The following is a 24,031-nucleotide window of genomic DNA, read 5'->3' as shown; positions in this document are numbered from 1 at the left end:
AAACGCGCAAGTAAATGGAATGAAAGTACCCTGTAACAAAGAACACCAACATGCCGGGAATGCCTTTCGAGGCTTCTCCCGGTATAAGAGAGAGGATTGAAAAAGGATGAATCCAGGCGCTTCGGTACCTAAAGAAAACGGCGAGTGGAACGGGTCCGTCTTGTCTGTCGCTGTCCGTATCAGCATATTGTTAATCGTCCTGTGCGGAATCATATACCCGCTCGTATCGACAGGGCTGGCGCAGGTCATTTTCCCCAAACAGGCCAACGGCAGCGTCATTAAGAACGAACAGGGGGAAATCGTCGGCTCGGAGCTGATCGGGCAATTGTTTGCGGATCCGAAGTATTTCCACGGCCGCGTTTCCTCCATCGAGTATAAAGCGGAAGCTTCGGGCTCCAACAACTATGCGCCTTCCAACCCTGAACTGGTAAAACGCACGCAGGAATCCATGGATACATGGAAAAAGGAAAATCCGGACGTGCCCGTCAATCAGGTGCCGATTTCCTTGCTCACAAACTCCGCTTCGGGCCTCGATCCTCATATTACGCCGGAATCGGCTCAAGTCCAGATTCCCCGTATTGCCAAAGTGACGGGAATATCGACCGCCCAGCTTCAGGAATTGGTTAAAAAGAACACGGACGGCCGTGACCTGGGCATATTCGGCGAACCTCGTGTGAATGTGCTGGAATTAAACCTCGATGTGAAGAAATTAGCCGGGAAATAACCGGTAACCGCCAGATCGGGAGCCATTTATACGGTAACGATAAAAACGCCTGACCCGGCAGAATTCCAGAGGCCGGCAGCCACTTATAAACGCATGCTCGTTCCGGTAAGGAGGGCATGCGTTTTACAAGTTTTCGGAGTGCGGAAAAGCGGATTTTACTCGTAGGCAAAATTGTGTTTCTACTATTATATATACCTCCTTTGGGGCAGAGGATTCGGATCAAGTTTCTGTCTCGCTAAAAGATCGCATGATGCTTACAAAACAACGGGAATTTCGTGGGAGAATAATGTGAGGTATAAGGGAGAAGAAACGGGAAGGGAGGCGGGGGATGGATAATTTCCGGAGAAAAACGCCCGAAGAAATTTTGCTGTCGATTTCGGACATTCACCGGGGCCGGCTGAAAATCTATATCGGGGCCGTCAGCGGTTCGGGGAAAACGTATCACATGCTGCGGGAAGGGCAGACACTCCGGGAACAGGGAATCGATGTCGTGCTGTGCGCGATTTCCATGGAGGGGCGTCCCGAGACGATGGAACAGGCCGGCGGGCTGGAACGGGTTGAAAGCATCGAATGGAGGAAGGACGGGCTGAGGCAGCAGGATTTGCCGCTCGATGACCTTGTTGCCCGCAATCCGGAAGTCGTGCTGACCGATGGACTTGCTCATCGCAACCGGCCGGGAGCTCTTTACCCGACGAGGCTGGAGGATATCAAATTTCTGCTGAACAAAGGGATCAGCGTGCTGGCAACCGTGAACGTGTATGAATTGGAAGGAGTGCGTGAGCTAGCCCGCAAAATGACGGGTATCGTAGCGGAACATACGGTGCCGACGGATACCCTGGAGCTGGCCGATGAAGTGAGGCTTATCGACGCCACGCCCGAAACGATCCTCAACCGGCTTGAGGAAGGCGGGATGAAGGGCTGCCAATGGCACGAGCGCAAGGTGCTGGAACGGGGGAACATCGGCGTGCTGCGTGAGCTGGCCCTTCGGCTCGTGGCGGAAGGAGTCAACGAATCTCTGGAGAAGCACCGGGGAGAAATGGGGATGACCGGACCTTCGGGGGCCGACGAGCGGATTTTGGTCTCCACCCAGTACCATTGGAACGGGTCGATCTATGTCCGGCGGGGGCAGCAGATAGCGGACCGGCTGAGCGGCGATTTGTTCGTCGTTTCTTTTACCGTCCCGGGGAAAGCTCTATCCAAGGATGCGGCTACGTTCCGCCGTTCGATCATCAAGCTGTCCGAGAAAGTGGGGGGCACTTTCGATGAGCTTCCTTTCCCGGGGAGGCGGAAGCTTGCCCAGGCGCTCATCCGTTACGGGATCGACCGCAAAGTGACCCGGATCGTGCTGGGCCACTCCAAGCACAGCCGCTGGCAGGAGTTTTGGCAGGGCTCGGTGCTTAACGATGCGGTGAGCCGTCTGCAAGGGATTGATCTGTTCGTGGTTGCCGACCGGGCGGAGAGGGACGGAGAGCGGATTCTTCCCGTCAAACGAAAGAGCGATGCCCGGCAGCCGGTCGAGCTTTACCGCCGCCCCAGCCCCCAGGAGATGGAACGTCAAATCCGTAAAGCGCGGCGCGGACGCTTCAAGGTTTATATCGGGGCCGCGCCGGGCGTGGGCAAAACCTACAGCATGCTGCGGGAAGGCAACGATCTGCTGCGTAAAAATATTGATGTGGTCATCGGACTTCTCGAGCTGCATGGCCGTAAAGAAACGGCGGATCAGGTCGGCGATCTGGAGCAGATTCCACGGAAAATCAGGACTTACCGGGGAACCGAACTGCAGGAAATGGATACCGAGGCGGTGATCCGCCGGATGCCGGATCTGGTTCTTGTGGATGAGCTGGCTCACACGAATGTGCCGCAGAGTGTCAATAAGAAGAGATACGAAGATATACTGGAGATCCTCAATGCGGGCATTTCGGTCATCTCAACCGTGAACGTCCAGCACCTCGAGAGCTTGAACGATGCCGTCGAGCAGCTGACGGGCGTGCGGGTCCGGGAAACGGTCCCGGACAGCATCCTGCGGCTGGCCGATGAGGTCGAGCTCATCGACGTCACGCCGCAAACGCTGCGGCAGCGCATGAAGGAGGGCAAGATTTACGGGATGGACAAAGTGGACCAGGCGCTCGGCCACTTTTTCAAAACCGTCAATCTGATTGCCCTGCGGGAACTCGCGCTGCGCGAAATCGCCGACGACGTGGACGAACGCCTGGAGGCGTGGGAACGCGTCGGCTCCCTGCGCGGCCCCTGGCGGCGCGAGGAAGTGATCTTCGTCTGCGTGAAGCTGAACCAGCACGCGGAGCGCATCATCCGCCGCGGCTTCCGCATCGCATACCGGCTGAAAGCGCGCTGGCACGTCGCTTACATCCGCTGCGGCTCGGCCGCCGGCGATGAGGAAGCGCGGATCGCCGCGCTCCAGACCTTGACGGAGCGGCTCGGCGGCCGCTTCGAAGTGCTGGGCGCCGCGGGGCGGAGGCGCACCGCGGACGGGCTGCTCGCGCGGGCCTTGGAGCTGAGCGCTACGCAGCTCATCATCGGCCAGGCGCGCGAGTCGCTGTGGGAGCGGCTGTTTCACGGGTCCATCGTGAAACGGATCATGCGCGGGGCGCGCAGCATGGACGTGCTCGTCGTGGCGGAGTCCGAGTCCGCCAAAGCCCGGCGGGGCCTCCGGACCCGCGGGTGAGCGCAGTCCCGACGGCGGGGGCGGCAAGCACGCAGGTAAATGCATCTGCCGGGCCCGCATCCGGGGCCGCGTGCAACTTTGCGCGCCCGGCGCTCAGGATGCCTGACGTCGTCACGGCTGCTCCGTCGAAATTCCGCCGAACTGACACGGACCAGTTTCGGGGCGCCGCACACGTCATGCCGGAACCGGCCTATACCTTTTAACAACAGCCCTTTAAGCCCTTCGCAGGGGCTTTTTTTATTAGAATTTTATGCAATTAAAGGTTGACAAATTACATAATTCCGATAAAATAAGTTGGTATAAGAATAGGAACGGAATATACGAAGCTTCTGCTTTCGTCCGAGCCTGAAGGAGAGATCAAGCGATGATACAAATCAAGCATGTTCGCAAAACCTTCAAGCAGCGCAGCAGCGGATCATTTACCGCTATTGACGATGTTTCGCTGACCATCAGAAAAGGCGAGTTCGTATCTCTGCTCGGCCCTTCGGGCTGCGGCAAGTCGACGGTGCTCAACATGGTGGCCGGGTTGGAAGGCTATGATGAAGGTACGATTGAAGTGAACGGGACGAAAGTGACCGGACCGGGCTCCGACCGCGTCGTCGTTTTTCAGGAGCATGCGCTGTTTCCTTGGCTGACCGTGCTCGACAATGTCGCCTTCGGCCTTAAACAGAAGGGCATTCCGAAGAAGGAACGGTACGAGAAAGCGATGGAGCAGATCAAGACGGTCCACCTCAGCAAATTTGCGGACCGTTATCCGCACGAGCTGTCCGGAGGCATGAAACAGCGTGCCGCTATTGCACGTGCGCTTGCCATGGACCCGGAAATTCTTCTCATGGACGAGCCTTTCGCGGCACTTGATGAGCAGACTCGTCTCATTTTGCATAAAGAACTCGAAGAAATCTGGATGAAAACCGGCAAAACGATCTTGTTTATTACCCACAACATCCGTGAAGCCGTTATCCTGTCCGACCGCGTCGTCGTGATGTCGACCCGTCCGGGAACGATCAAGAAGGAATTCGCCGTTCAAGCCGCGCGCCCACGCGATAATGCCGACTCCGTTATCCATCATGTCGAGAGTGCGATCATGGACGTGCTTGCCGAGGAACTCGAGAAAGTGGTAAAGGAGGAGATGGGCGATGAGTACAGCCTTAAGAAGAACGATTTTTCTCGTGATTCTGCTGATAGCGTGGGAGGCGGGATATAGAATTTTCGACTGGGGATGGAAATTCCCGTCTCTGTTCCAGACCCTGGATGCTTTCCGCCTCGGTTTTACGGACGGACAGCTTGTGGAAGCGACACTGAGATCGCTCGGACGGCTGCTGACCGGCTTCTGCATCTCCCTCGTTGTAGGGACTTTGCTCGGTTTTCTTTTCGCACGCTTCCGGTTTCTGGACGATACGCTCGGGTTTGTCGTCGTTGCCTTGCAGACGGTTCCGAGTATCGCCTGGCTGCCGTTCGCGATCATCTGGTTCGGACTCACGGACACCTCCGTTATTTTCATCACGGCGCTTGGAGCCACCTGGACGATGGCCATGTCGAGCCGCACGGGCATTATGAACATTCCGCCGATTTATTTGAAAGCGGCCCAGACGATGGGCACGGGCAACGGGCTGCGGATGTTCTGGCAGATCATGGTTCCGGCGGCCTTCCCTCATCTCATCAACGGGGTGCGGGTAGCCTGGGCGTTCGCCTGGCGGGCGCTGGTAGCCGGAGAACTCATCGCCAAAGGCGTCGGTTTGGGCCAGTTGCTTCAGCAGGGCCGCGATATTGCGGATACGGCGCTTATGCTTTGCATCGTCATTATCATTGCGGTGCTCGGCACGATTTCCGACCATCTCTGCTTCAAGAAGCTCGAAGATAAAATTCTGCTCCGCTATGGTCTTGCCATAAGCGGCAAATAAGCAAGAAATAGAAGAACAGATAAAGGGGAGTTTACAATGAAAAAAACAGCTTGGCTGCTTGCACTCATTCTGCTGGTCGGTACGGTGCTCACCGCATGCGGCGGCGGGGATTCCAAAAACTCCGGCGGAAACGGCGACGGCAAGAAGCCGGAAACAGTCCGCGTCGGTATTTTCAAAAACGTTACGCATGCCGCCGGTTATGTGGCGCTCGAAAATAAATATTTCGAGAAATATTGGGGCGAGGGCGTCAAAGTGGAAGTCACGGCTTTCGATAACGGCTCGGACTTTTCGATCGCTCTGGCTACGGATCAGATTGACCTGGGCTTCGTCGGTCCCGGACCATCCACGAACCAATATCTGAAAAGCAAAAACTTCAAAGTCATTTCCGGTTCCAATAACGGCGGTGCCGTACTGGCTGTCCGTAAAGACGCGGGAATTTCGAGCGTAAAAGATCTTGTAGGCAAAACCGTCGCTATCCCGACGCGCGGCAGCACGAACGAAATTTCGCTGCGCCTGCTTCTCCAGCAGGAAGGACTGAAAGTGACGACGGATAAATCCGGCGTGGAGATTATCGCCCGCGCTCCGGCGGATACGCTGGTTGCGATGCGCCAGAAAGAAGTCGACGCTACGCTTATCCCGGAACCGTGGGGAACGCAGATGGAGAAAGAAGGCATCGGTCAGATCCTCGTGGATTGGGACAAAATCCCGCCGAACAACGGCAACTACCCGCTTACGATCCTGGTCGCGGGCGACAAGTTCCTGAAGGACCACCGCGATATGGCCAAAGGCGCGATCCAGGCGAATATCGATGCCATTAACTTCATCAAAAGCAACCCCGATAAGTCCTACGACCTGATTAACAATCAGCTTAAAAAACTGAGCGGTAAAGGACTCGATAACGAACTGATCAAAGCGGCGCTTTCTCGTCTCAATCTGACGCCGGATGTGAGCAAGGAAGCGATTGAAGAAATGGCAAAAGTCTCGATCGATGCCGGCTTCATCAAGAACGTGAAGAAAGAAGAGCTGGATCTGAGCAAGTTCCTGGATCTGTCGCTTCTGGACGAAGTGAAGAAAGAGAAGAAATAAATTTTATAAAAGAGTTGAAAAAAAGGACAGCCGGTTATTCGGCTGTCCTTTTTGGTTAGAAGGCGGAGTCCGCTCCGTGACGCCGGGCCTGCTCCTCGGATCGGCCAAGCGCAGCATCACGGAGTGCGGAACCGCGAAGCGCGATGCCGAACTGCTAAAGCCCGGCTTAGCTCAGCTCCCGGCCAAGCACGGCTTCGGCCGCCTTGCGGCCCGAGAGGACCGCCCCTTCCATCGTCGCGAACATCGGCTGGCGCGTATAGTCGCCGGCAAGGGCGAGGCCGGGCACCGGCGTGCGCTGCTCGGGGCGGAACTTCTCGCTTCCGGGCCGGACGGAATAGAAGTGATCCGGTCTGCGAATCACCCGGTAATCCTTGGCCTTTGCGCGCAGGTCGAGGCCGAGCTTGTCCGCATCCGCGCACACCCGCTCGAAGACGAGATCATCGGGCATGTCGATGAATTCGTCCGGGGGTGAGAGGATCATGGAGACGCGGCCGGGTACGTGTGGGAACGTCGTGCGCGACTGCTCGCTGAAGCTGCCGATGCACGTGCCGGGACCGAAAGTGACGCGGTCCTGCGGAAGGAGCGGTTCGCTGAGCTCGAGCTGAATCGTCACGTCGGGCATCGTCGGCAGTTCCCCGAGAGGCTGATACCACGCCTCTCCTCCGAAAGGCGGCTGGAGCAACCGCTTGGCCGCCGAGATTTCCGTGGCGATGACGACGTTAGCGGCGCGCAGTGTTCCGCCTTCCTGCAGGGAGACGCCCGTGACCCGGTCGTCTTCAAGGCTGAGTCCCTCGGCCGGAGTGTTGAGGCTGATCCGGCAGCCCCTTTTTTCCAGCGCCGCGAGCAGAGGGGTGATCATGACGTCGGTCATGCCGCCGTTGAACCCGCCGATCTGCATCTTGTAAAACTTCGGCACCCCTGGCGCAAAAAGCCCGAAGAAGACGAGCGCGGAGTAGTCCTCCGGCGGGAGGAACAGCACGCCGGACGTAAGCGGCCCCAGCACATGGCGCAGCGCCTCGTCCTTGACGCCGTGCTTGCGGGCGAATTCGGCTACGCTGTACGCATCCAGCTCCATCGGGTTCTCCGACAGAAGTTTGAGGCCCTCGGCCACAAAGGGCATCAGGGAAGCTTTGTCGGCCGGAGAAATAATATCGTTGTTGGTGAAAGCTCCCGTAATCGTTTTAATGGGGGACTTCAAAGGAGCGATTCCGAATTCTCCGGCCGTTTCCCCGTCGGGGAGCCGGATTTCGAACGTTTTTTCCCAAGTCAGCATGCTGTTCGGTTTAATCCTTGCTCTTCTCAGCAGATTCGGGAGCGCTTCATAAAATCCGATAAATTTATGAAAGCCCGATTCGACTTCCATGCCCGCATCCGACCAGTTCGATGTTCGGCCTCCGGCGAAAGGCGCCGCTTCTATAATATGTACGCGCTGTCCTTGTTCGGCTAGCTCAAACGCGCAGCTAAGGCCCGCCAGGCCCGAACCGACAATTAGCGTATCGAATTGCGAATCGTTCACGATCTCCACCGCCTCTTTTCTGTAAGTAAGCGGGGGACACTGCCTTACCCGCATCTATACCCCTTTACCCCGGGGAAGTGCGGATTAATCCTCCCGGGGCTGCGGAGGCGTAAGCTGCGGGTACGGGATATTTTCATTGGGTGCTATCGGCTTGTAGAGAAAACAGTTGCCCGGAATCTTCAGGTTCGGTTCATAGACGGCCAGTTTATTGAGGAAATAGCAGCTTTCCGGCAGATGATGGTCCAGGAACCGGAGTGTCAAGCGGCTGAGAAGTTCTTCATCGACATACATGTCGATGACTTGCACGACAAAGTCATAGAACTTGATGATGGCTACCGCCACATCCGCCGCAAAACGGCGCTGGGCCGGGAAACCCGGAGGGGTGAAGCGGAGATAGCCGCCCATGGCGCGATTTTTGACCATGTAAGCCTGAAAGGTATTGGAATACCGGCGTGCTTGCTCCGACAATTCGATTTCTACGGGGTCCAGATGGTCCCAGAGCAGAACGGCATGGCCGAGCTGATCCTCCAGCCACATGTCCAGCAGTCCGTAGAGCGTCAATTCTTCCGCCTCGACGCCCCGGGTCCAGAATGACAGCAGCCGGAGATATTCCTCGTTCTCGATTAACGTTCCGTTAAAGTAAGAGGGAGTCAGCTCCAGTACGATTTTGTTGCTTATCCGCAGGCTTTGGATATGTCCTTCGAACTGGTAGTAGCCGCTTGCGGCCGGAAGGATATCCTGGGCCAGCTTGATCATCACCGGTGAAGATACCGGCAGCTCCTGCGGAGTCAGCTCGACCTGCTTGATAAGGGCGGCGAAAGCTTGGCGGAATCCGTTTGCCGTCTGAATAAAGGGCTGCTCGCTCGGTGCGAGGGCCTGCCATACGAAGGTCGCATGATCATAAAGAATGCCTAGCCAGAAACGGTGCTCCGTCCATACGCTGAGCTTGGGTGTTGGGACCACCGTAAAAACCTCCCGTTCTTTGGTATGCCTGATCGGTGCTGCAGGGTGCGTGCGCGACGGTGCACCTTAGATGCAGTCCTTCTGTTAGTTGGCGCTGGCGAGGGACTGCTCTTCTTTGCGGTTCTTGGCCGAAGGGGCGCTTGAGATCGGACTCGGCGCTTTGTCGTCCTGTCCGGAAGCCGTCATTGTGCTCGTTCCCTGGAACACGCCGCCTTCCTGCATAATGAAAGCCCGGACCTGAATGTTCCCGATCAGCTCTCCGGTGCTCATTACGGTCAGCTTGCCTTTTGTCGCCACATCGCCTTTGACTTTGCCCGCTATCGTGACGTCCCTTGCCTGGATGGACGAATGAACGACCGCCTTTTCCCCGATGACAATATCGCCTGAACATTCGATGTCTCCCAGCACCTGTCCTTCGATACGAAGACTGGCTTCCGAAATAATCTTTCCTTCGCAGACCGTGCTTTCTCCGATGATCGTGTCGGTCGTTTTGTTGTCCGTATTCCGTTTTTTATCGAATACCATGTCAGTTATCATCCTTTCGATCGGAAATAAGGTAAGGAGAGGGGTTGATTTTCGTGCCGTTTTTGTGGACTTCGTAATGCAAATGTGTCCCGGTGCTTCGTCCGGTCGTTCCGACGCGTCCGATAATTTGGCCCTTGCGGACGGTGCTGCCTGTCTGTACCTCCATTTTGTTCAGATGGAGGTATTCGGTTTCTATGCCTCTCGTATGGTCGATGCGGATATGATTCCCGTGCTGGGAATCGTAACCGGCCGCAGTGACCGTGCCGTCGGCAGCGGCATAGACGGGATCGTTCAGCTCGCCGTCAATGTCGAGGCCGGTGTGCACATTGGGCCTCCCGTTGAAAGGATCCTGCCTCACCCCGAAACCCGAGGTGACCGTTCGGGAATCCGACGGCCAGATGGTGGGGGTGATTCGTTTCAGCCGGCGGGCTTCCTCCAGCTTCCGCTCGCTCTCCGTCAGCTGGACAAGGAGACCGTCGATGTCGCCGATCATCCCGGAGAGGTTGGACTTTGTTTGCGCCGCCAGTTCGTTCATTTCGCGGGTGCCGACCGGCATTTCCGTGCCGCCGACATCGGGAAGGGACGAAGGCGGGGGAGCGGTGCTTTTTCCGGAAGAAACCGCAGTACCCGGACTGATCTTATTCTCCAGCTTGCGGATTTCCTCCAGCTTGCTTTTGAACTGCTCGGCCTGCTTGGATAAATCGATCAGTTCGATCTGCAGCTTTTCAAGCTCCGAATCTTTCAGCATCAACTGTTCGGTAAGCTGCTTTTCCTGACCGGTAAACGTTTCGGTAAGCTGCTCCGTTGTGCTCCGGTGGCTGGTGTTCTGGACGTAGATGGTCAGGGAGAAGCCGAGGATGACAAGGGCGGCGGCGGATGGAACGGCATACAGGCTGATGCGGGGAATCTTGAAACGAATGACCCGCTTGTCGGCGCCGGGAATGAACATAAGCGTCAGTTCTTTCTTGTCCTCTTTGGTCTTCATGCGATGAACCTTCCTTTCGCGCGAAACCGAACCCCTATCGAATTGTATTCAGGACTTTTGGCGTACATGCCGCATAAATTCGGACAAATAACGGGCAAAGAGGCTGAAATGCCTGTTCTTACGCTAAAAACAGAACTTGAAAAAAAGGAAGGCACACGAAAAAAGAGCCCTGACTTCCCCCTTTTTGAAGGAGTGGTCATAGCTCTTCCATATGATGTGAGTGTAGTGTGAATTCCAAGACACAAGTACGTCAGCGCAGCATCTGCATGACGCTTTTGGCGAACAGGCTGGACAAGCGCCGGCTGCTGCCTTTACGGGCGATTTTATTTTTATCGCGCCTATTTTCCATAAAGCGGGTAAAATAACCGTCCAGCTCACTCAGGGAAGTCAATTCCTCCCCGTAGCCGTGCTCCGTGAAGTATTGGCAGTTCTCTTCCTCCTGGCCCGGAATCGGATTATAGAAGAGCATCGGCACGCCTTTGATCATGGCCTCCGTACAGGTCATGCCGCCCGGCTTGGTGATCAGGAGGTCGGACACCTCCATGAGCTTGCCGATCTCCCGGGTATACCCGAACAGATGAATGTTCGGATGCCGGTACAGCTCATTCGACTGAAGCTGCTGGCGCGCCTTCTCGTTCGTGCCGAGGCAGAAGAGCAGTTGGACGCGGTCGCGCCACTGGACGATGCGCTTCAGCAGCTTCTCGTCGAGCAGGCCCCAGCCGCCGCCCATCAGCATCACGGTCGGCATATCCCGGAGCCCGAACTCCAGGTAAATCTCATCGACCGAATACTGTTCGCTGATACTCGGGTGAACGGGCAGGCCCGTCACTTTGATTCTGCGGGAAGAAACGCCTTTCGCCACAAGTCTGCGTTTGACGTCGGGGGCCGAGACGAAATACCTGTCCACTTCATCGTTGATCCACGACCCGTGGGCGTCATAGTCCGTCAGCAGCGTGCAGAGCGGGATAGGGAGCCCATGCTGTTTCTTCAATCGCGATACGATCAAGTTAGGAAAAGGATGGGTACAGATGATAATGTCCGGCCGCAGCTGCTCGATCACGGCTTCCGCCTTGCGGTAGAAAATGCGGTGCAGGGCATGCTGCAAAAAACCGTTCAGCGGCTTTTTCGACTGGGAGCGGTAAAGCTTCCCGTACAGCTTCGGTTGGGAAACGACTGTTTTGCGATAAGCCGTAAAGATCCAGGGTGCTATCGTCGGATGAAGAAACGCACCGAGTTCCAGCACACGGATGATCAGCCCCGGATTCGTCCTGCGCAGAGCGGACGCTAATGCGTGAGCCGCCTGGGTATGTCCGGATCCGAATCCCTCCGAAAGGAGCAGAATTCGTTTTTTTCTCAAGAAACCTCACCTTTCCTTAATCGACAAAATAGCCGGGAAGCGCGCGTGCAGGCTCTGAATTCTGAATGGAGGTCTGGCGCCGGATCGGGCATTCTGTGTTCGGCGGTCAGTGCTGACCCGCCTCTCTTTTCTTATCTGTGTAGCATTTCCGGCAGACGGGAATGTAGCTCTCGTTGCCGCCGATCTGGATTTGCTCCCCGTGAAAAATAGGAACGCCGTCCTTGCAGCGCATGTTCATCGTAGCTTTTTTATCGCAATACCAGCACACGGTTTTGATTTCCTCGATTTTATCGGCGATGGCGAACAAACTGGCGCTTCCTTCGAAAAGCTGTCCCATAAAATCCGCCCGCAGCCCGTAGGCGATAACCGGTATATTAAGGTCGTCCGCGATTTCGGCAAGCTGCTCGATCTGTCCGGCATTAAGAAATTGAGCTTCGTCGATCAAAATGCAGTTCGGCCGTTCTTTGGCCGCCAGTTCTTTCATATTTACCCCGTCTTGAATGACGATGGCGCTCTTCTGCATGCCGATGCGGGAGGCAACGATACCGACTCCGCTCCGGTCATCCACCGAGGGGGTGAAGAGTAATACTTTCTTACCCTGTTCTTCGTAGTTGTGAACAGTGCGCAGCACTTCAATGGATTTGCCGCTGTTCATGGTTCCGTATCGGAAATATAATTTAGCCACAGGTGTCGTCCTCTCTGTTACCAATAAACCATCAGGTATATGCTATCATAGCATGTTTTATGCGTCGGAAAAAAGGGCATGGATGGAAGCGGAATCCGAGCGCTGGAGGAAAGTGGTAAAAGCTGCCTTTTTGTGTAGATAACTTTACCACGCCAAGTTATGATAGAAGAATACAGACACGGCCGTTCGGGACGGGCCTCCGTCCGGCGGAGCGGTACCGGAGAAGAGAGGCAGGATGAAGGCGGAATGAAGGCCGTACGGGAAGGCAGAGGGAAGAACAAACAGTGGAAACGATGGTTGTACGGCGTCTTGTCCTGCATGGGAGCTCTCCTATTATATATAGTAGGAATGAGCGGATGGATTTATTATGTGGGAGAGAATTCCCGCGGTACCGAGAGCGATACGATCATTATTCTGGGCGCGGCCGTCTGGAACGGAAAGCCCAGCAACGCGATGAAAGAGCGGCTGGATACCGCTGTTGAGGCTTACCGCGGCGGACTGGCCAAACATATCATCGCAACGGGCGGAACGACGACAAGCGAACCGACGGAAGCCAGTGTGATGCGGAGCTATCTCGTCGGCAAAGGCATTCCCGAGTCGGCGGTCTTTCTGGAGGATGAATCTACATCCACGATAGAGAATTTGGACAACAGCCGTAAGATCATGGAGAGGGAGAAGTGGGACACGGCGGTTATCGTAACGCATGGCTTTCATACGTACCGTTCCCTGCTTATGGCAAGGAGCCTAAACATGAACGTAACGGCTAAGCCGGTCCGGATCAAACCCGTGAAAATTTACTATTATACGCTGCGAGAATGTGCCGGAATTACTTATTTTATGGGCGAACGCCTTTTAAAGACGATCGGAATCGGATAATGCTTCTTGTCCAAACACAAACATTTCGAGGGTAAGTCCATGTTAACTTTCGGATTTGAAAATTTTGTAAACTAACATTAAATGGTAGATTTGTAGATTCAAAAAAAACGATATTTTCCCCCGGAATCTCTGAGTTTCAAGCCCTGTCCAGGGTTTCCCATTAAAATTTTTTTTCAACCCATAACCTTTTTTTAAATTGCACTCTAGAAAGTCTAATGTTAATATAATAGAAAAATATCGAGGCGAATCGCTAAAAGATTCGGTTTTTGGACAAATACGGGCGAATTTGGCAAGTTACGCGCGTATTTCCGGACTTCACCCCTTTAATGCAGGCATGAAACGTTGATGTACCCAAATAAACAAAAGGAAAGGTTGCACAATCATGAACAGAAACGCTTCCCCTTCCAAACAAGGTTTGTACGATCCGCGGTTCGAGCATGATGCCTGCGGGATTGGTTTTGTTGCGAATATGAAAGGCAGGCCTTCCCACGAAATCGTCGGGCAGGCGTTGAATGTGCTTTGCAATTTGGACCACCGGGGTGGCCAGGGCAGCGAAGCCAATACGGGTGACGGCGCCGGTATCCTGCTGCAGATTCCGCATGGTTTTCTCAGCAAGGTTTGCACCGAAGAAAACATATCTCTGCCGGAAGCCGGTACTTACGGCGTCGGCATGGCTTTCCTCCCGCAGGAGCTGGAAGCCAGACAGCAGTGCGAGCGCATCGCGGAGCGGATTATCAAGGAGGAAGGCCAGCAGTTCCTGGGCTGGCGAACGGTTCCTACCGAGAATGCCACTCTCGGCGAATCGGCCAAAGCTTCCGAACCTTTCGTGCGTCAGTTGTTCATCGCCCGCAGCGGAGATATTCAGGACGAACTGAACTTCGAACGCAAACTGTATGTCATCCGCAAGCGGATCGAGAATGAAACCCGCGCCCTGGATAACACGCCGCTTTACTTCCCCAGCTTATCCAGCCGTACCATCGTATATAAAGGCATGCTCACTCCCGAGCAGGTAGACGCTTATTACACGGAACTGCAAGACCCGTCCTTCGAGACAGCAATGGCCCTCGTTCACTCCCGTTTCAGTACCAACACTTTTCCAAGCTGGGAACGCGCCCACCCTTACCGCTACGTCATCCACAACGGTGAAATCAATACCCTACGGGGCAACGTTAACTGGATGCACGCCCGTCAAGCTATGATCCAAACGGATTTGTTCGGTGAAAATTTCCAAAGTCTGCTCCCGATTGTCGATAACGACGGATCGGATTCTCAAATTCTCGATAACACGCTCGAATTCCTTACGCTATCCGGACGTTCTTTGCCGCACGCGGCCATGATGATGGTTCCGGAGCCGTGGTCCAAGCACGAAACGATGGATCCGGCCAAACGCGCTTTTTACGAATACCACAGCACCTTGATGGAGCCTTGGGACGGTCCTGCCGCGATTTCGTTCACGGACGGCCGCATTATCGGCGCCCTGCTTGACCGCAACGGTCTTCGCCCGGCCCGTTATTATGTCACGCATGACGATCTTATCGTCCTTTCATCCGAAGTCGGCGTGCTCAGCATCGAACCGGAGCGCATTGCGCGCAAAGAACGTCTGCAGCCGGGACGCATGCTTGTCGTCGATACGGTGGCGGGACGCATTCTGACCGATGAGGAGATCAAAGGACAGATCATTAACGAGCAGCCTTACCAGGAATGGGTCAAGAAGCATCTCGTTTCAATCGGAGAACTGCCGGAAGCCGCTTCCGAGCCGCAGCCGGAACACGATCTGCTCGTTCAGCGCCAGCAGGCATTCGGATACACATTCGAGTATCTCCGTAAATTTCTTGAGCCGATGGCCAAAACCGGCGTCGACCCGATCGGTTCCATGGGCTATGACGCGCCTTTGGCCGTTCTGTCGGAACGTCCGCAGCTGCTTTACAGCTATTTCAAGCAGCTGTTCGCTCAAGTAACGAACCCGCCGATCGACTCCAACTTCGAAGAGATCGTCACGGCGCAGGAAACGACGATCGGACCGGAGCGCAACCTGATCCGTCCGGAAGCGGAAAGCTGTCGTCAGATCCGTATTCCGACTCCGGTTATCTCCAACGAGGAACTGGCGAAGCTGCGCTACATCAAACGTGAAGGCTTTAAAACCGTTACGCTCAAGACTCTCTTCCGGGCATCGTCGGGAAGCCAAGGGCTTGAGCAGGCGATGGAGGAGCTGTACACGGCTGCCGATGAAGCGATTGCAGACGGAGCAACTTTCCTGATCCTCTCCGATAGAGGCATGGACGGGGAACAGGCGGCTATTCCGGCCCTGCTGGCCGTTGCGGGCCTGCACCATCATCTGATCCGTCAGGGAACAAGAACCAAAGCGAGCCTGATCGTCGAGTCCGGCGAACCGCGCGAAGTGCATCATTTCGCTCTGCTGCTTGGCTATGGAGCGGGCGCGATCAACCCGTATCTCGCTTTCGAGACGCTTAAAGATATGATCGGCAACGGTCAAATTAGAGACATCACGGAAGAGAAAGCTTCCTATAACTACATCAAGGCATCAACCAAAGGGGTTGTCAAAGTCCTTGCGAAAATGGGGATTTCGACCATCCAGAGTTACCGGGGCGCGCAGATTTTCGAAGCGGTCGGCCTCAGCCAGGAATTCGTGGACCGTTACTTCACCTGGACCTACACGCCTGTCGAAGGCATCGGCCTCGACGGGGTGGCGCAGGAGACGCTGCAGCGCCATCAGCGGGCTTACTCTCCGCGCGACGGACGCGACCGCGTTCTGGATGCCGGAGGAGAACTGCAATGGCGTCAGGACGGCGAGGATCACGTGTTCACGCCGGAGACGATCCACTCGCTGCAGACCGCGGTGCGGAACAATGACTATTCCATGTACAAAAAATTCGCCGAGCTCATCAACCGCGAGTCCAAGAAAGCGGCTTCGCTGCGCGGCCTGCTTAAGCTGAAATCGGACCGCTCGCCGGTTCCGGTGTCGGAAGTCGAGCCGATCGAAGCGATCTTCAAGCGCTTCAAGACCGGCGCCATGTCTTTCGGTTCCATCAGCAAGGAAGCGCACGAAGCGCTTGCCATCGCCATGAACCGTATCGGCGGCCGCAGCAACACCGGCGAGGGCGGGGAGCATCCGAACCGCTTCACGCCGGATGAGAACGGCGATCTGCGCAGAAGCTCCATCAAGCAGGTAGCTTCCGGCCGGTTCGGCGTAACGAGCAATTACCTCGTCAATGCCGACGAGATTCAGATCAAGATGGCCCAAGGCGCCAAGCCGGGAGAAGGCGGGCAACTGCCGGGCAAGAAAGTATATCCTTGGGTAGCGGAAGTGCGCGGTACGACGGCCGGCGTCGGCCTTATTTCCCCGCCTCCGCACCACGACATCTATTCCATCGAGGATCTGGCGGAACTGATCCACGATCTCAAGAATGCGAACCCTCAGGCACGCATCAGCGTGAAGCTCGTCTCCGAAGTCGGTGTCGGCACGATCGCGGCCGGCGTGGCCAAGGGCAAGGCGGACGTTATCCTGATCAGCGGCTACGACGGCGGTACGGGCGCTTCGCCGCAGACGAGCATCCGCCACGCGGGACTTCCTTGGGAGCTGGGCCTGGCCGAAGCTCACCAGACGCTCATCCTGAACAACCTGAGAAGCCGCGTCGTGCTGGAATCTGACGGCAAAATGATGACCGGCCGCGACGTGATCGTCGCAGCGCTGCTGGGAGCCGAGGAATACGGCTTCTCCACGGCTCCGCTCATCTCGCTGGGCTGCATCATGATGCGCGTGTGTCACCTCGACACGTGTCCGGTCGGCGTAGCGACACAAAATCCGGAGCTTCGCAAGCATTTCATGGGCGAGCCGGAGCATGTCGTGAACTTCATGCACTTCATCGCGCAGGATGTCCGCGAAACGATGGCGGAGCTCGGCTTCCGCACGCTGGAAGAGATGATCGGCCGTACCGAATTCCTGGCCCAGGAAGAAGAAGCGGGCCACTGGAAGCTCGAAGGCCTCGATCTGAGCCCGCTGCTTCACCAGCCGGAGATGCCGGAAGAGGTCGGCCGCTACAACCAGATGCAGCAGGATCACGGCTTGGAGAAATCGCTCGACATGCGCGAGATTCTTCCGCTCTGCCAACCTGCGCTGGAGTACCAGGATCACGTCCGCATTGAACTGCCGATCAACAACACGAACCGGGTTGTCGGCACGATTCTCGGCAGCGAAGTGACCCGCCGTTACGGCGCGAAAGGGCTCCCGCACGACACGATCCGCCTGCATTTCACCGGCTCCGCCGGTCAAAGCTTCGGCGCATTCGTGCCGAAGGGCGTGACCTTGTCGCTGGAAGGCGACGCCAACGATTACGTCGGCAAGGGATTGTCCGGCGGTAAAGTCATCATCTTCCCGCCGAGCGAATCGACATTCGTGCCGGAGGAGAACATCGTCATCGGCAACGTGGGCTTCTACGGCGCTACCGACGGGGAAGCGTATATCCGCGGTATCGCGGGCGAACGCTTCGCTGTCCGCAACTCCGGCGTGCGCGTCGTTGTCGAAGGCGTGGGCGACCACGGCTGCGAGTACATGACGGGCGGACGCGTCGTCATCCTCGGCAAGACCGGCCGCAACTTCGCGGCGGGGATGTCCGGCGGCGTAGCTTACGTCCTCGACGAGGACGGCACGATGGCCAGCCGCTGCAACACCGAGATGGTGTCGCTGGAGCAGGTGGAAGAAAGCTACGAAATCAACGAACTGAAGCTGATGATTCAGTATCACGCAACCTTTACCGACAGCTCGATCGCGCACCGCGTGCTGGGCCGTTGGGATGAATATATCTGGAAATTCGTGAAAGTCATTCCGAAGGACTATAAACGGATGTTCGATGCTATCGAACGGATGAAGAGATCCGGACTGAGCCAGCAGGATGCCGTTATGAAGGCGTTCGAAGAAAACACGCGCGATCTGGCCCGTGTCGGCGGCAACTAATTCATAACGAGCAGGACAGATTCTATACGATGGAGGAAGCGCAATGGGAAAACCTACCGGATTTATCGAGTTTCAACGCGAGCTGCCCGCCGAGCGCGCCCCTCTGCAGCGGATTCAGGACTGGAAGGAATTTTACAATAAAAATTCCGAAGAGAAACTGCAGGTTCAGGGAGCACGCTGTATGGACTGCGGCATTCCGTATTGTCATACAGGCAAAATTATTGCCGGATCAACGACTGGTTGTCCGGTAAACAACCTCATTCCGGAATGGAATGACCTCGTCTACCGCGGTCAATGGCGCGAAGCCCTTGACCGGCTCCACAAGACGAACAACTTCCCGGAATTCACCGGCCGGGTCTGTCCCGCTCCATGCGAAGGCTCTTGTACGGTGGGGCTGATCGATTCCCCGGTTACGATCAAGGACATCGAAAAAACGATCGTTGACCGCGGTTTCGAAGAAGGCTGGATCGTACCGGAACCGCCGAAAACGCGTACGGGCAAGAAAGTCGCCGTCATCGGCTCCGGCCCGACCGGACTCGCGGCGGCGGCACAGCTCAACAAAGCGGGTCACACCGTGACCGTTTACGAGCGTGACGACCGGATCGGCGGACTGCTGACCTACGGCATCCCGAACATGAAGCTCGAGAAGCATCTCGTGCAGCGCCGGGTTGACCTGCTGGCGGAGGAAGGCGTTAACTTCGTTACCAATGCGGAAATCGGCAAAAATGTGCCGGTCGATCAGTTGAAGGAAGAGTTCGATGCCGTTATTCTGGCTATCGGCGCTACACGTCCCCGTGAACTGGATATTAAAGGACGCGAGCTTAAAGGCATCTACCCGGCGATGGAGTTCCTGCATAAGAACACCAAGAGTCTGCTCGATTCCAACCTGGCCGACGGCGAGTACATTAACGCCGAAGGCAAAGACGTGATCGTCATCGGCGGCGGCGATACCGGTACCGACTGCGTGGCGACCTCCGTTCGCCACAAAGCGAAAAGCGTCGTGCAGTTCCAATATCGCGAGAAGCCGCCGGAAACCCGTGCGGTGAGCAATCCTTGGCCGGAATGGCCGAAGGTTTACAAGCTGGAGTACGGCCACGAGGAAGCGAAGGCCGTCCACGGCAAAGATCCGCGCGAGTACCTGACGCTGAGTGAGAACTTTGTCGGCGACGAGAACGGCAACCTGACGGGGCTCAAAACCGTCAAAGTCCGCTGGAGAAGCGATGACCAAGGCCGTCTTGTGCCTGAGGAAGTGGAAGGCAGCGAGAAGGTTTATCCGGCTCAACTGGTTTTCCTGGCTATGGGCTTTGCGGGTCCCGAGCAGAGTCTGCTCGACCAGCTTGGCATTGAAAGAGATGTGCGTTCGAATGCGAAAGCGCAGTACGGCAAGTACAAGACGAACGTGGAAGGCATCTTTGCCGCCGGTGACGTTCGCCGCGGACAGAGCCTTGTCGTCTGGGCCATCAACGAAGGACGGGAAGCGGCACGCGAAGTGGACCGTTTCCTGATGGGCAGTTCGAACCTTCCGTAAGGAAAACTAACAAAAGGAGCCGAATGGCTCCTTTTTTGCGTGCAAGAAAAGGGAATAGACATGAAACGGTCCGCCAACCGGCAATGCCCGTTTCCGTTATCTTACCTGACGGAAAGTTCCTTACGTCTCTGCGCGAAGCTCCCAACGCGCGGTACTCGACGTCACATGACGGTGGTCAACCCCAAAGCCCCGTCCCCTAAACGGCAAAAACGCCTTTAAAGCAGCCTGGGCAGGTTGCTTTAAAGGCGTTTGAGCTTTTTTACAGATTAACGGCCTGTTTGCCGCTGTAGTCGGATATAACCTTCGGAACTTCCGTCAGGGAAGGCAGCGTGAAGAAGGCGCCCTTTGGCGTGGCGGTAATATCGACGATGTTGTATTTCCACTCCAGCTGAGCCGGAATGTGAATGGCATTGATCCCCGCCTCGATGGCCGGAAGGACGTCAGTCCGTACCGAGTTGCCGATCATCCAGGTGCGAGCGCGCTCGAACTGCTGGGTATGGATAAGAGTTTCCATAAATTCACGGGTTTTGTGCAGCGCGACGAAAATCCGTTCGCCGAAGTAATGGTGAAGTCCGGCTTCCTGGATTTTACGCATCTGGATCGTTGCGTCGCCGCCTGTATACAGGTACAGCTCATGCCCCTGGTCCGTCAGGGATTGAAGAGTCGTGTCCATCATCGGATACGGTTCGATCGAATGTTCGTAGACGCTGTTGCCGAGCTGATAAAGCCACTCTTCCTCTTCTTTCCGAGGAGTTCTGTCATAAAAATCGGAATAAAAATGATACGTTTCGATAAACGACTGCGGAAAACGCTCCGCTTTGAAACCGTGGATTTCCACACCCGCCAAATCTATTTCAAGCTGTTTGTGTTTAATGTCTTCATCCGAAAGGCGATGGCCCGCGAACCAGGTCAGCATCGTATCCACGAACTGCTGAATCACGACATTAAAATATTTGTTGCAGTGAATGAGGGTATCATCCAGATCGAACAAAATGGTTTGTCTCATGTGCTTTCTCTCCTGGTCTCTGTAGATAGGTTTAACGATTATTATACCATGTCCGGTTTAGATAACCCAGCTTTACAAGACAATGTGATCGGCTTATGTTTATAGGGTCCGAATAGTGGATTAAGAGTACGTAAAACCTAACGATACGGCAATCCCGGCCGGCAAGGGCCGGCCATGGAACAGAGAAGGGGGAGAACCGGCCGATGCTGTGGCTTGTCATTGCGCTGCTGTTATTTATTTTTCAAATCGTCACGATCGTTGTGGTGGAATTCCGAAATCCGACCAAAACGGTTGCCTGGCTTATGATATTGTTTATCCTACCGGTTATCGGATTTATTATGTACTATTTTCTGGCCAAAGAGTACTCCCAGCGCCGCCACGTGAAACGCAAAAACCGGAGGGTGCTCGGGGAAATGCAGCGGGAGATGCGCCGGGAGCTGGAGAACACGAAGAAAGGCCGGGATTATCCCGTCCCCAGCATTGTCAAAGAACCGCGTCTGTTCGGGCTGCTGAGCAACATTCCCAGCTCGCCGATCACCCGTAACAACGAGGTGGAGGTACTGACCAACGCCGAGGCGGCTTACGAGGCTATGTTCGAGGCGATGGAGAATGCGAAGCATCATATTCATTTTGAGTTTTATATCGTACGGCACGACGACACCGGCAAAAAATTTCAGGAACTGCTTATCCGGAAAGCGCGCGAGGGCGTTAAAGTCCGCGTCATTTATGACGGAATCGGCAGTTACAAGCTGGCCTCCTCTTACATACGCGAATTTGTCGAAGCGGGAATAGATACCTACTGTTTTCTTCCGGCCTTCATTGCCTTTTTCGATAAACGGATGAACTACCGCAATCACCGCAAAATTATCGTGGTGGACGGGACGGTCGGTTTCGTAGGCGGCATTAACATAGGAGACGAATACCTTGGGAAGCATCCGGTCCTCGGGTTTTGGAGGGATACCCACCTGAAGCTTGTAGGGGATTCCGTGTACTATTTGCAGAGTACGTTCCTGTCCGACTGGGAATTTGTTTGCCGCCAGAAGCTGGTGGACACGAACTTTTTCCCCGAGCATGCGTGTGAAGGCCAGAAACCCGTTCAAATCGTGGCGAGCGGACCCGATGCCCATTGGGACTCGATTTTAGAATCCTATTTCGGGGGCATTACGACGGCCAAAAAGCGGATCTATATTACGACTCCGTACTTTATCCCCGACGCGAGTCTGATCATGGGGCTCAAAACGGCGGCTATAAGCGGCGTCGATGTGAAAATCATTTTTCCGCAAATTCCCGATTCCTGGATCGTCCACTACGCTTCGCTGTCCTATATTCATGAACTCATGCAGACGGGGGTGAGATTTTATCAGTACCAGCCCGGATTCGTGCATGCGAAGGTGACCATCATTGACGATTTGTTCGCTACCGTGGGGACGGCCAATATGGACATGCGCAGCTTTTACAGCAACTTTGAGCTGAACGCTATCCTGTACGACAAAGAATCGATCGAGCGGCTGGAGCATGATTTCCTGGAGGATCTGAAAAACAGCAAGCGGATCATCCTGTCGGAGTTCGAAAAACGCTCCCGCTTCCAGCGCGGCAAAGAAGTGCTGGGAAGATTGCTGTCGCCTTTGTTCTAAGAGGCAAGGCAAATGTAAAAAAGCCCTGTTCACTTAAAAAAGTGATACGGGGCTTTTTGGCGCACAGATCCGGAAGCATCACGATGAGAGCTTGGCGGACCGTTTGAAAAACAGAATCAGGAGGAGGTTGGGGGTCAGGCCCGCAAAAGCGACCAGATCCAAGAAAATCAGAGGAACGGGAATTGGAGTCATTTCCATTAGAACAAGAACCGCAGCCGCAGCCATATAAATCAGGGCGGCAAAATAGGAATAGACATAAGCTTTAGACCGGATCGCCTTCATCCGTTCATCCGGTTTTTTAAGGAATGGGGATAAATAAATGTCGCATGACATGTTCATCAGAATGCATACAACGAAGATTATGGTAGGCCAAAAGGTAGGCTGACCGGCATCCAGCAGCGGAACCATTTTAAACAAAATAAACAGCAGTAACAGCAAACCGAGCAGCATAAACGTTCTGCCCTTCAAAGCCTCTTTAAAGTTCACGGCAGCCATCGCCTCTCTATAAAGGTTCAATAAACCGTTCAATTTTACATCCATAATTGTTATTTAATGGTTGTTATTAGTTTACCTCATCTATGCAGGTATTGGAAAAGAAAATTTAGAATGGTGCAGAATCCATGCCAAAAAGATCTCCCACTGGAAAGTGAAAGATCTTACTGGGGCCGAGCGGCCCGCATGCTACTCCAAGTGAGACAAAACGGCATCAAGGTTCTGGGGAGGCACCTTCTCGATCAGATCGCCCATCTTCTTGATCCGCTCCACGATGACGTGTAGGGTAAAATCTCTCGGATCACAACGCCGCTCGACTTCCTCCCAAAGCAGCGGGGTGGAGACGGTTCCGTGGATTTTGGCCCGCGGCGTATAGGGAGCGGAGAGCGTTTTGCCGTACCAGTGCTGCAGGTAATCGAAGTAAATGAGATCGCCGCGATTCTTTTTCAGGCGCTCGATCGTAAATAGCTTCGGATATTTTTTGACGACGAAGGAGCCGATGAAATAGCCGATTTTGCGAAGCTGCTCGAAGGTGTATCCGTGTTGGATGGGCACGTAAATTTGTATGCCGGTCGCTCCGGACGTTTTGGGCACGGACTGGATACGAAGCGAATCCAGCACCTCTCCGATCAGGTGAGCCGCTTCCATGATCCGCGGTTCGACTTCCAGGCTGGGGTCGATATCTATGAGCCACTCGGCCGGCAGTGTCTCCCCGATGCGGTGGAACGAGGGATGAAATTCCAGGCAGGCCAGGTTGCCGAGCCAGATCAGCGTCGGAAGCGAATCCAGATTCACATACCGGATGCCGTCCAGCGGAGCAAGATTCACGAAATCCGGAACGGGCTCGGGGGTATTTTTCTGGTAAAACGATTTGTCGTGAATGCCGTGAGGGAAACGGATCGTCGTCAAATGCCGGTCTCTGCAGTAGCGCAGCAAATAAGGGGACAGCTCAATCAGCTTTTGGAGGAAATCAAGCTTCGTAATTCCCGCCTCAGGCCAGAGAGGCTTCCCGGGGTTGGTAATGGTCAGCTCCTGCCCTTCGACCATGATCGTGCCTTGCGTTTTTTTGTACCCTGTGGGCATCCTGCGCACTCCTTC

18 protein-coding genes are annotated in these 24,031 nt (G+C 55.2%); 9 read left to right on the top strand and 9 right to left on the bottom strand.

Annotated elements, in window-relative coordinates:
• Positions 1-106 precede the first annotated feature (106 nt).
• The 5 genes from kdpC to PCH01S_RS24565 all read left to right on the top strand — a co-directional run bounded on the left by kdpC (position 107) and on the right by PCH01S_RS24565 (position 6,394).
• Positions 107-724, top strand: a complete 618-nt coding sequence (kdpC, locus tag PCH01S_RS24585; protein WP_042234134.1) for a potassium-transporting ATPase subunit KdpC — start codon at positions 107-109, stop codon at positions 722-724.
• A 328-nt stretch (positions 725-1,052) separates the two neighbouring features.
• Positions 1,053-3,407: a histidine kinase gene (locus PCH01S_RS24580; RefSeq protein ID WP_042234132.1), complete on the top strand. Its 2,355-nt coding sequence runs from the start codon at positions 1,053-1,055 to the stop codon at positions 3,405-3,407.
• Between the two features lie 364 nt (positions 3,408-3,771).
• Positions 3,772-4,611 carry an ABC transporter ATP-binding protein gene (locus PCH01S_RS24575; RefSeq protein ID WP_009674680.1) on the top strand — a complete coding sequence of 280 codons (840 nt, stop codon included), beginning with the start codon at positions 3,772-3,774 and terminating at the stop codon, positions 4,609-4,611.
• Positions 4,544-5,308 carry an ABC transporter permease gene (locus tag PCH01S_RS24570; protein WP_042234130.1) on the top strand — a complete coding sequence of 255 codons (765 nt, stop codon included), beginning with the start codon at positions 4,544-4,546 and terminating at the stop codon, positions 5,306-5,308. Before PCH01S_RS24575 ends, PCH01S_RS24570 begins: the two co-directional genes overlap by 68 nt.
• 36 nt (positions 5,309-5,344) lie before the next feature.
• Positions 5,345-6,394, top strand: coding sequence for an ABC transporter substrate-binding protein (locus tag PCH01S_RS24565; protein WP_042234128.1), 1,050 nt, complete (start codon positions 5,345-5,347; stop codon positions 6,392-6,394).
• Positions 6,395-6,560: 166 nt separating this feature from the next.
• Here the strand turns inward: PCH01S_RS24565 and PCH01S_RS24560 are convergent, their stop codons facing one another.
• The 6 genes from PCH01S_RS24560 to PCH01S_RS24535 all read right to left on the bottom strand — a co-directional run bounded on the left by PCH01S_RS24560 (position 6,561) and on the right by PCH01S_RS24535 (position 12,425).
• A complete protein-coding gene (locus PCH01S_RS24560; RefSeq protein ID WP_042234218.1) occupies positions 6,561-7,910 on the bottom strand; it encodes a hydroxysqualene dehydroxylase in 1,350 nt (449 codons plus the stop codon).
• A gap of 84 nt (positions 7,911-7,994) precedes the next feature.
• Positions 7,995-8,873, bottom strand: coding sequence for a DUF2935 domain-containing protein (locus PCH01S_RS24555; protein WP_042234126.1), 879 nt, complete (start codon positions 8,871-8,873; stop codon positions 7,995-7,997).
• Between the two features lie 84 nt (positions 8,874-8,957).
• Complete coding sequence (locus tag PCH01S_RS24550) at positions 8,958-9,398, bottom strand: bactofilin family protein (protein WP_042234124.1); 441 nt, start codon at positions 9,396-9,398, stop codon at positions 8,958-8,960.
• A 1-nt stretch (position 9,399) separates the two neighbouring features.
• Positions 9,400-10,383: a M23 family metallopeptidase gene (locus tag PCH01S_RS24545; protein ID WP_042234121.1), complete on the bottom strand. Its 984-nt coding sequence runs from the start codon at positions 10,381-10,383 to the stop codon at positions 9,400-9,402.
• 250 nt (positions 10,384-10,633) lie between these two features.
• Entirely contained in the window at positions 10,634-11,740 is a 1,107-nt protein-coding gene (locus PCH01S_RS24540) for an MGDG synthase family glycosyltransferase (RefSeq protein ID WP_042234119.1), read from the bottom strand.
• Between the two features lie 106 nt (positions 11,741-11,846).
• Complete coding sequence (locus PCH01S_RS24535; RefSeq protein WP_042234117.1) at positions 11,847-12,425, bottom strand: thymidine kinase; 579 nt, start codon at positions 12,423-12,425, stop codon at positions 11,847-11,849.
• A 246-nt stretch (positions 12,426-12,671) separates the two neighbouring features.
• Between PCH01S_RS24535 and PCH01S_RS24530 the strand changes: the two genes are divergently transcribed.
• The 3 genes from PCH01S_RS24530 to PCH01S_RS24520 all read left to right on the top strand — a co-directional run bounded on the left by PCH01S_RS24530 (position 12,672) and on the right by PCH01S_RS24520 (position 19,801).
• The gene (locus tag PCH01S_RS24530) at positions 12,672-13,301 is read left to right on the top strand and encodes a YdcF family protein (protein WP_042234115.1); all 630 of its coding nucleotides are present in this window, start codon (positions 12,672-12,674) and stop codon (positions 13,299-13,301) included.
• Between the two features lie 382 nt (positions 13,302-13,683).
• On the top strand, positions 13,684-18,273 hold the full coding sequence (gene gltB / locus PCH01S_RS24525; RefSeq protein WP_042234113.1) for a glutamate synthase large subunit: 4,590 nt from the start codon (positions 13,684-13,686) through the stop codon (positions 18,271-18,273).
• A gap of 43 nt (positions 18,274-18,316) precedes the next feature.
• Positions 18,317-19,801: a glutamate synthase subunit beta gene (locus tag PCH01S_RS24520; protein WP_042234111.1), complete on the top strand. Its 1,485-nt coding sequence runs from the start codon at positions 18,317-18,319 to the stop codon at positions 19,799-19,801.
• A 259-nt stretch (positions 19,802-20,060) separates the two neighbouring features.
• On the opposite strand, the gene PCH01S_RS24515 is transcribed toward PCH01S_RS24520, so the two are convergent.
• Entirely contained in the window at positions 20,061-20,807 is a 747-nt protein-coding gene (locus tag PCH01S_RS24515) for an HAD family hydrolase (RefSeq protein WP_042234109.1), read from the bottom strand.
• A gap of 203 nt (positions 20,808-21,010) precedes the next feature.
• On the opposite strand from PCH01S_RS24515, the gene cls reads away from it, so the two are divergent.
• Positions 21,011-22,441, top strand: coding sequence for a cardiolipin synthase (gene cls / locus PCH01S_RS24510; RefSeq protein ID WP_042234107.1), 1,431 nt, complete (start codon positions 21,011-21,013; stop codon positions 22,439-22,441).
• 78 nt (positions 22,442-22,519) lie between these two features.
• Here the strand turns inward: cls and PCH01S_RS24505 are convergent, their stop codons facing one another.
• Both PCH01S_RS24505 and ligD read right to left on the bottom strand, forming a co-directional pair.
• Positions 22,520-22,936 carry a hypothetical protein gene (locus tag PCH01S_RS24505; RefSeq protein ID WP_255246867.1) on the bottom strand — a complete coding sequence of 139 codons (417 nt, stop codon included), beginning with the start codon at positions 22,934-22,936 and terminating at the stop codon, positions 22,520-22,522.
• A 186-nt stretch (positions 22,937-23,122) separates the two neighbouring features.
• Positions 23,123-24,016, bottom strand: coding sequence for a non-homologous end-joining DNA ligase (gene ligD, locus PCH01S_RS24500; RefSeq protein ID WP_042234106.1), 894 nt, complete (start codon positions 24,014-24,016; stop codon positions 23,123-23,125).
• Positions 24,017-24,031: the final 15 nt, after the last annotated feature.

Origin of the sequence: Paenibacillus chitinolyticus NBRC 15660, assembly GCF_000739915.1 — a bacterium.
Lineage (GTDB): Bacteria > Bacillota > Bacilli > Paenibacillales > NBRC-103111 > Paenibacillus_F > Paenibacillus_F chitinolyticus.
Note: the sequence above shows the minus strand (reverse complement) of the source record. Positions and strands in the feature narration are given on the sequence as shown.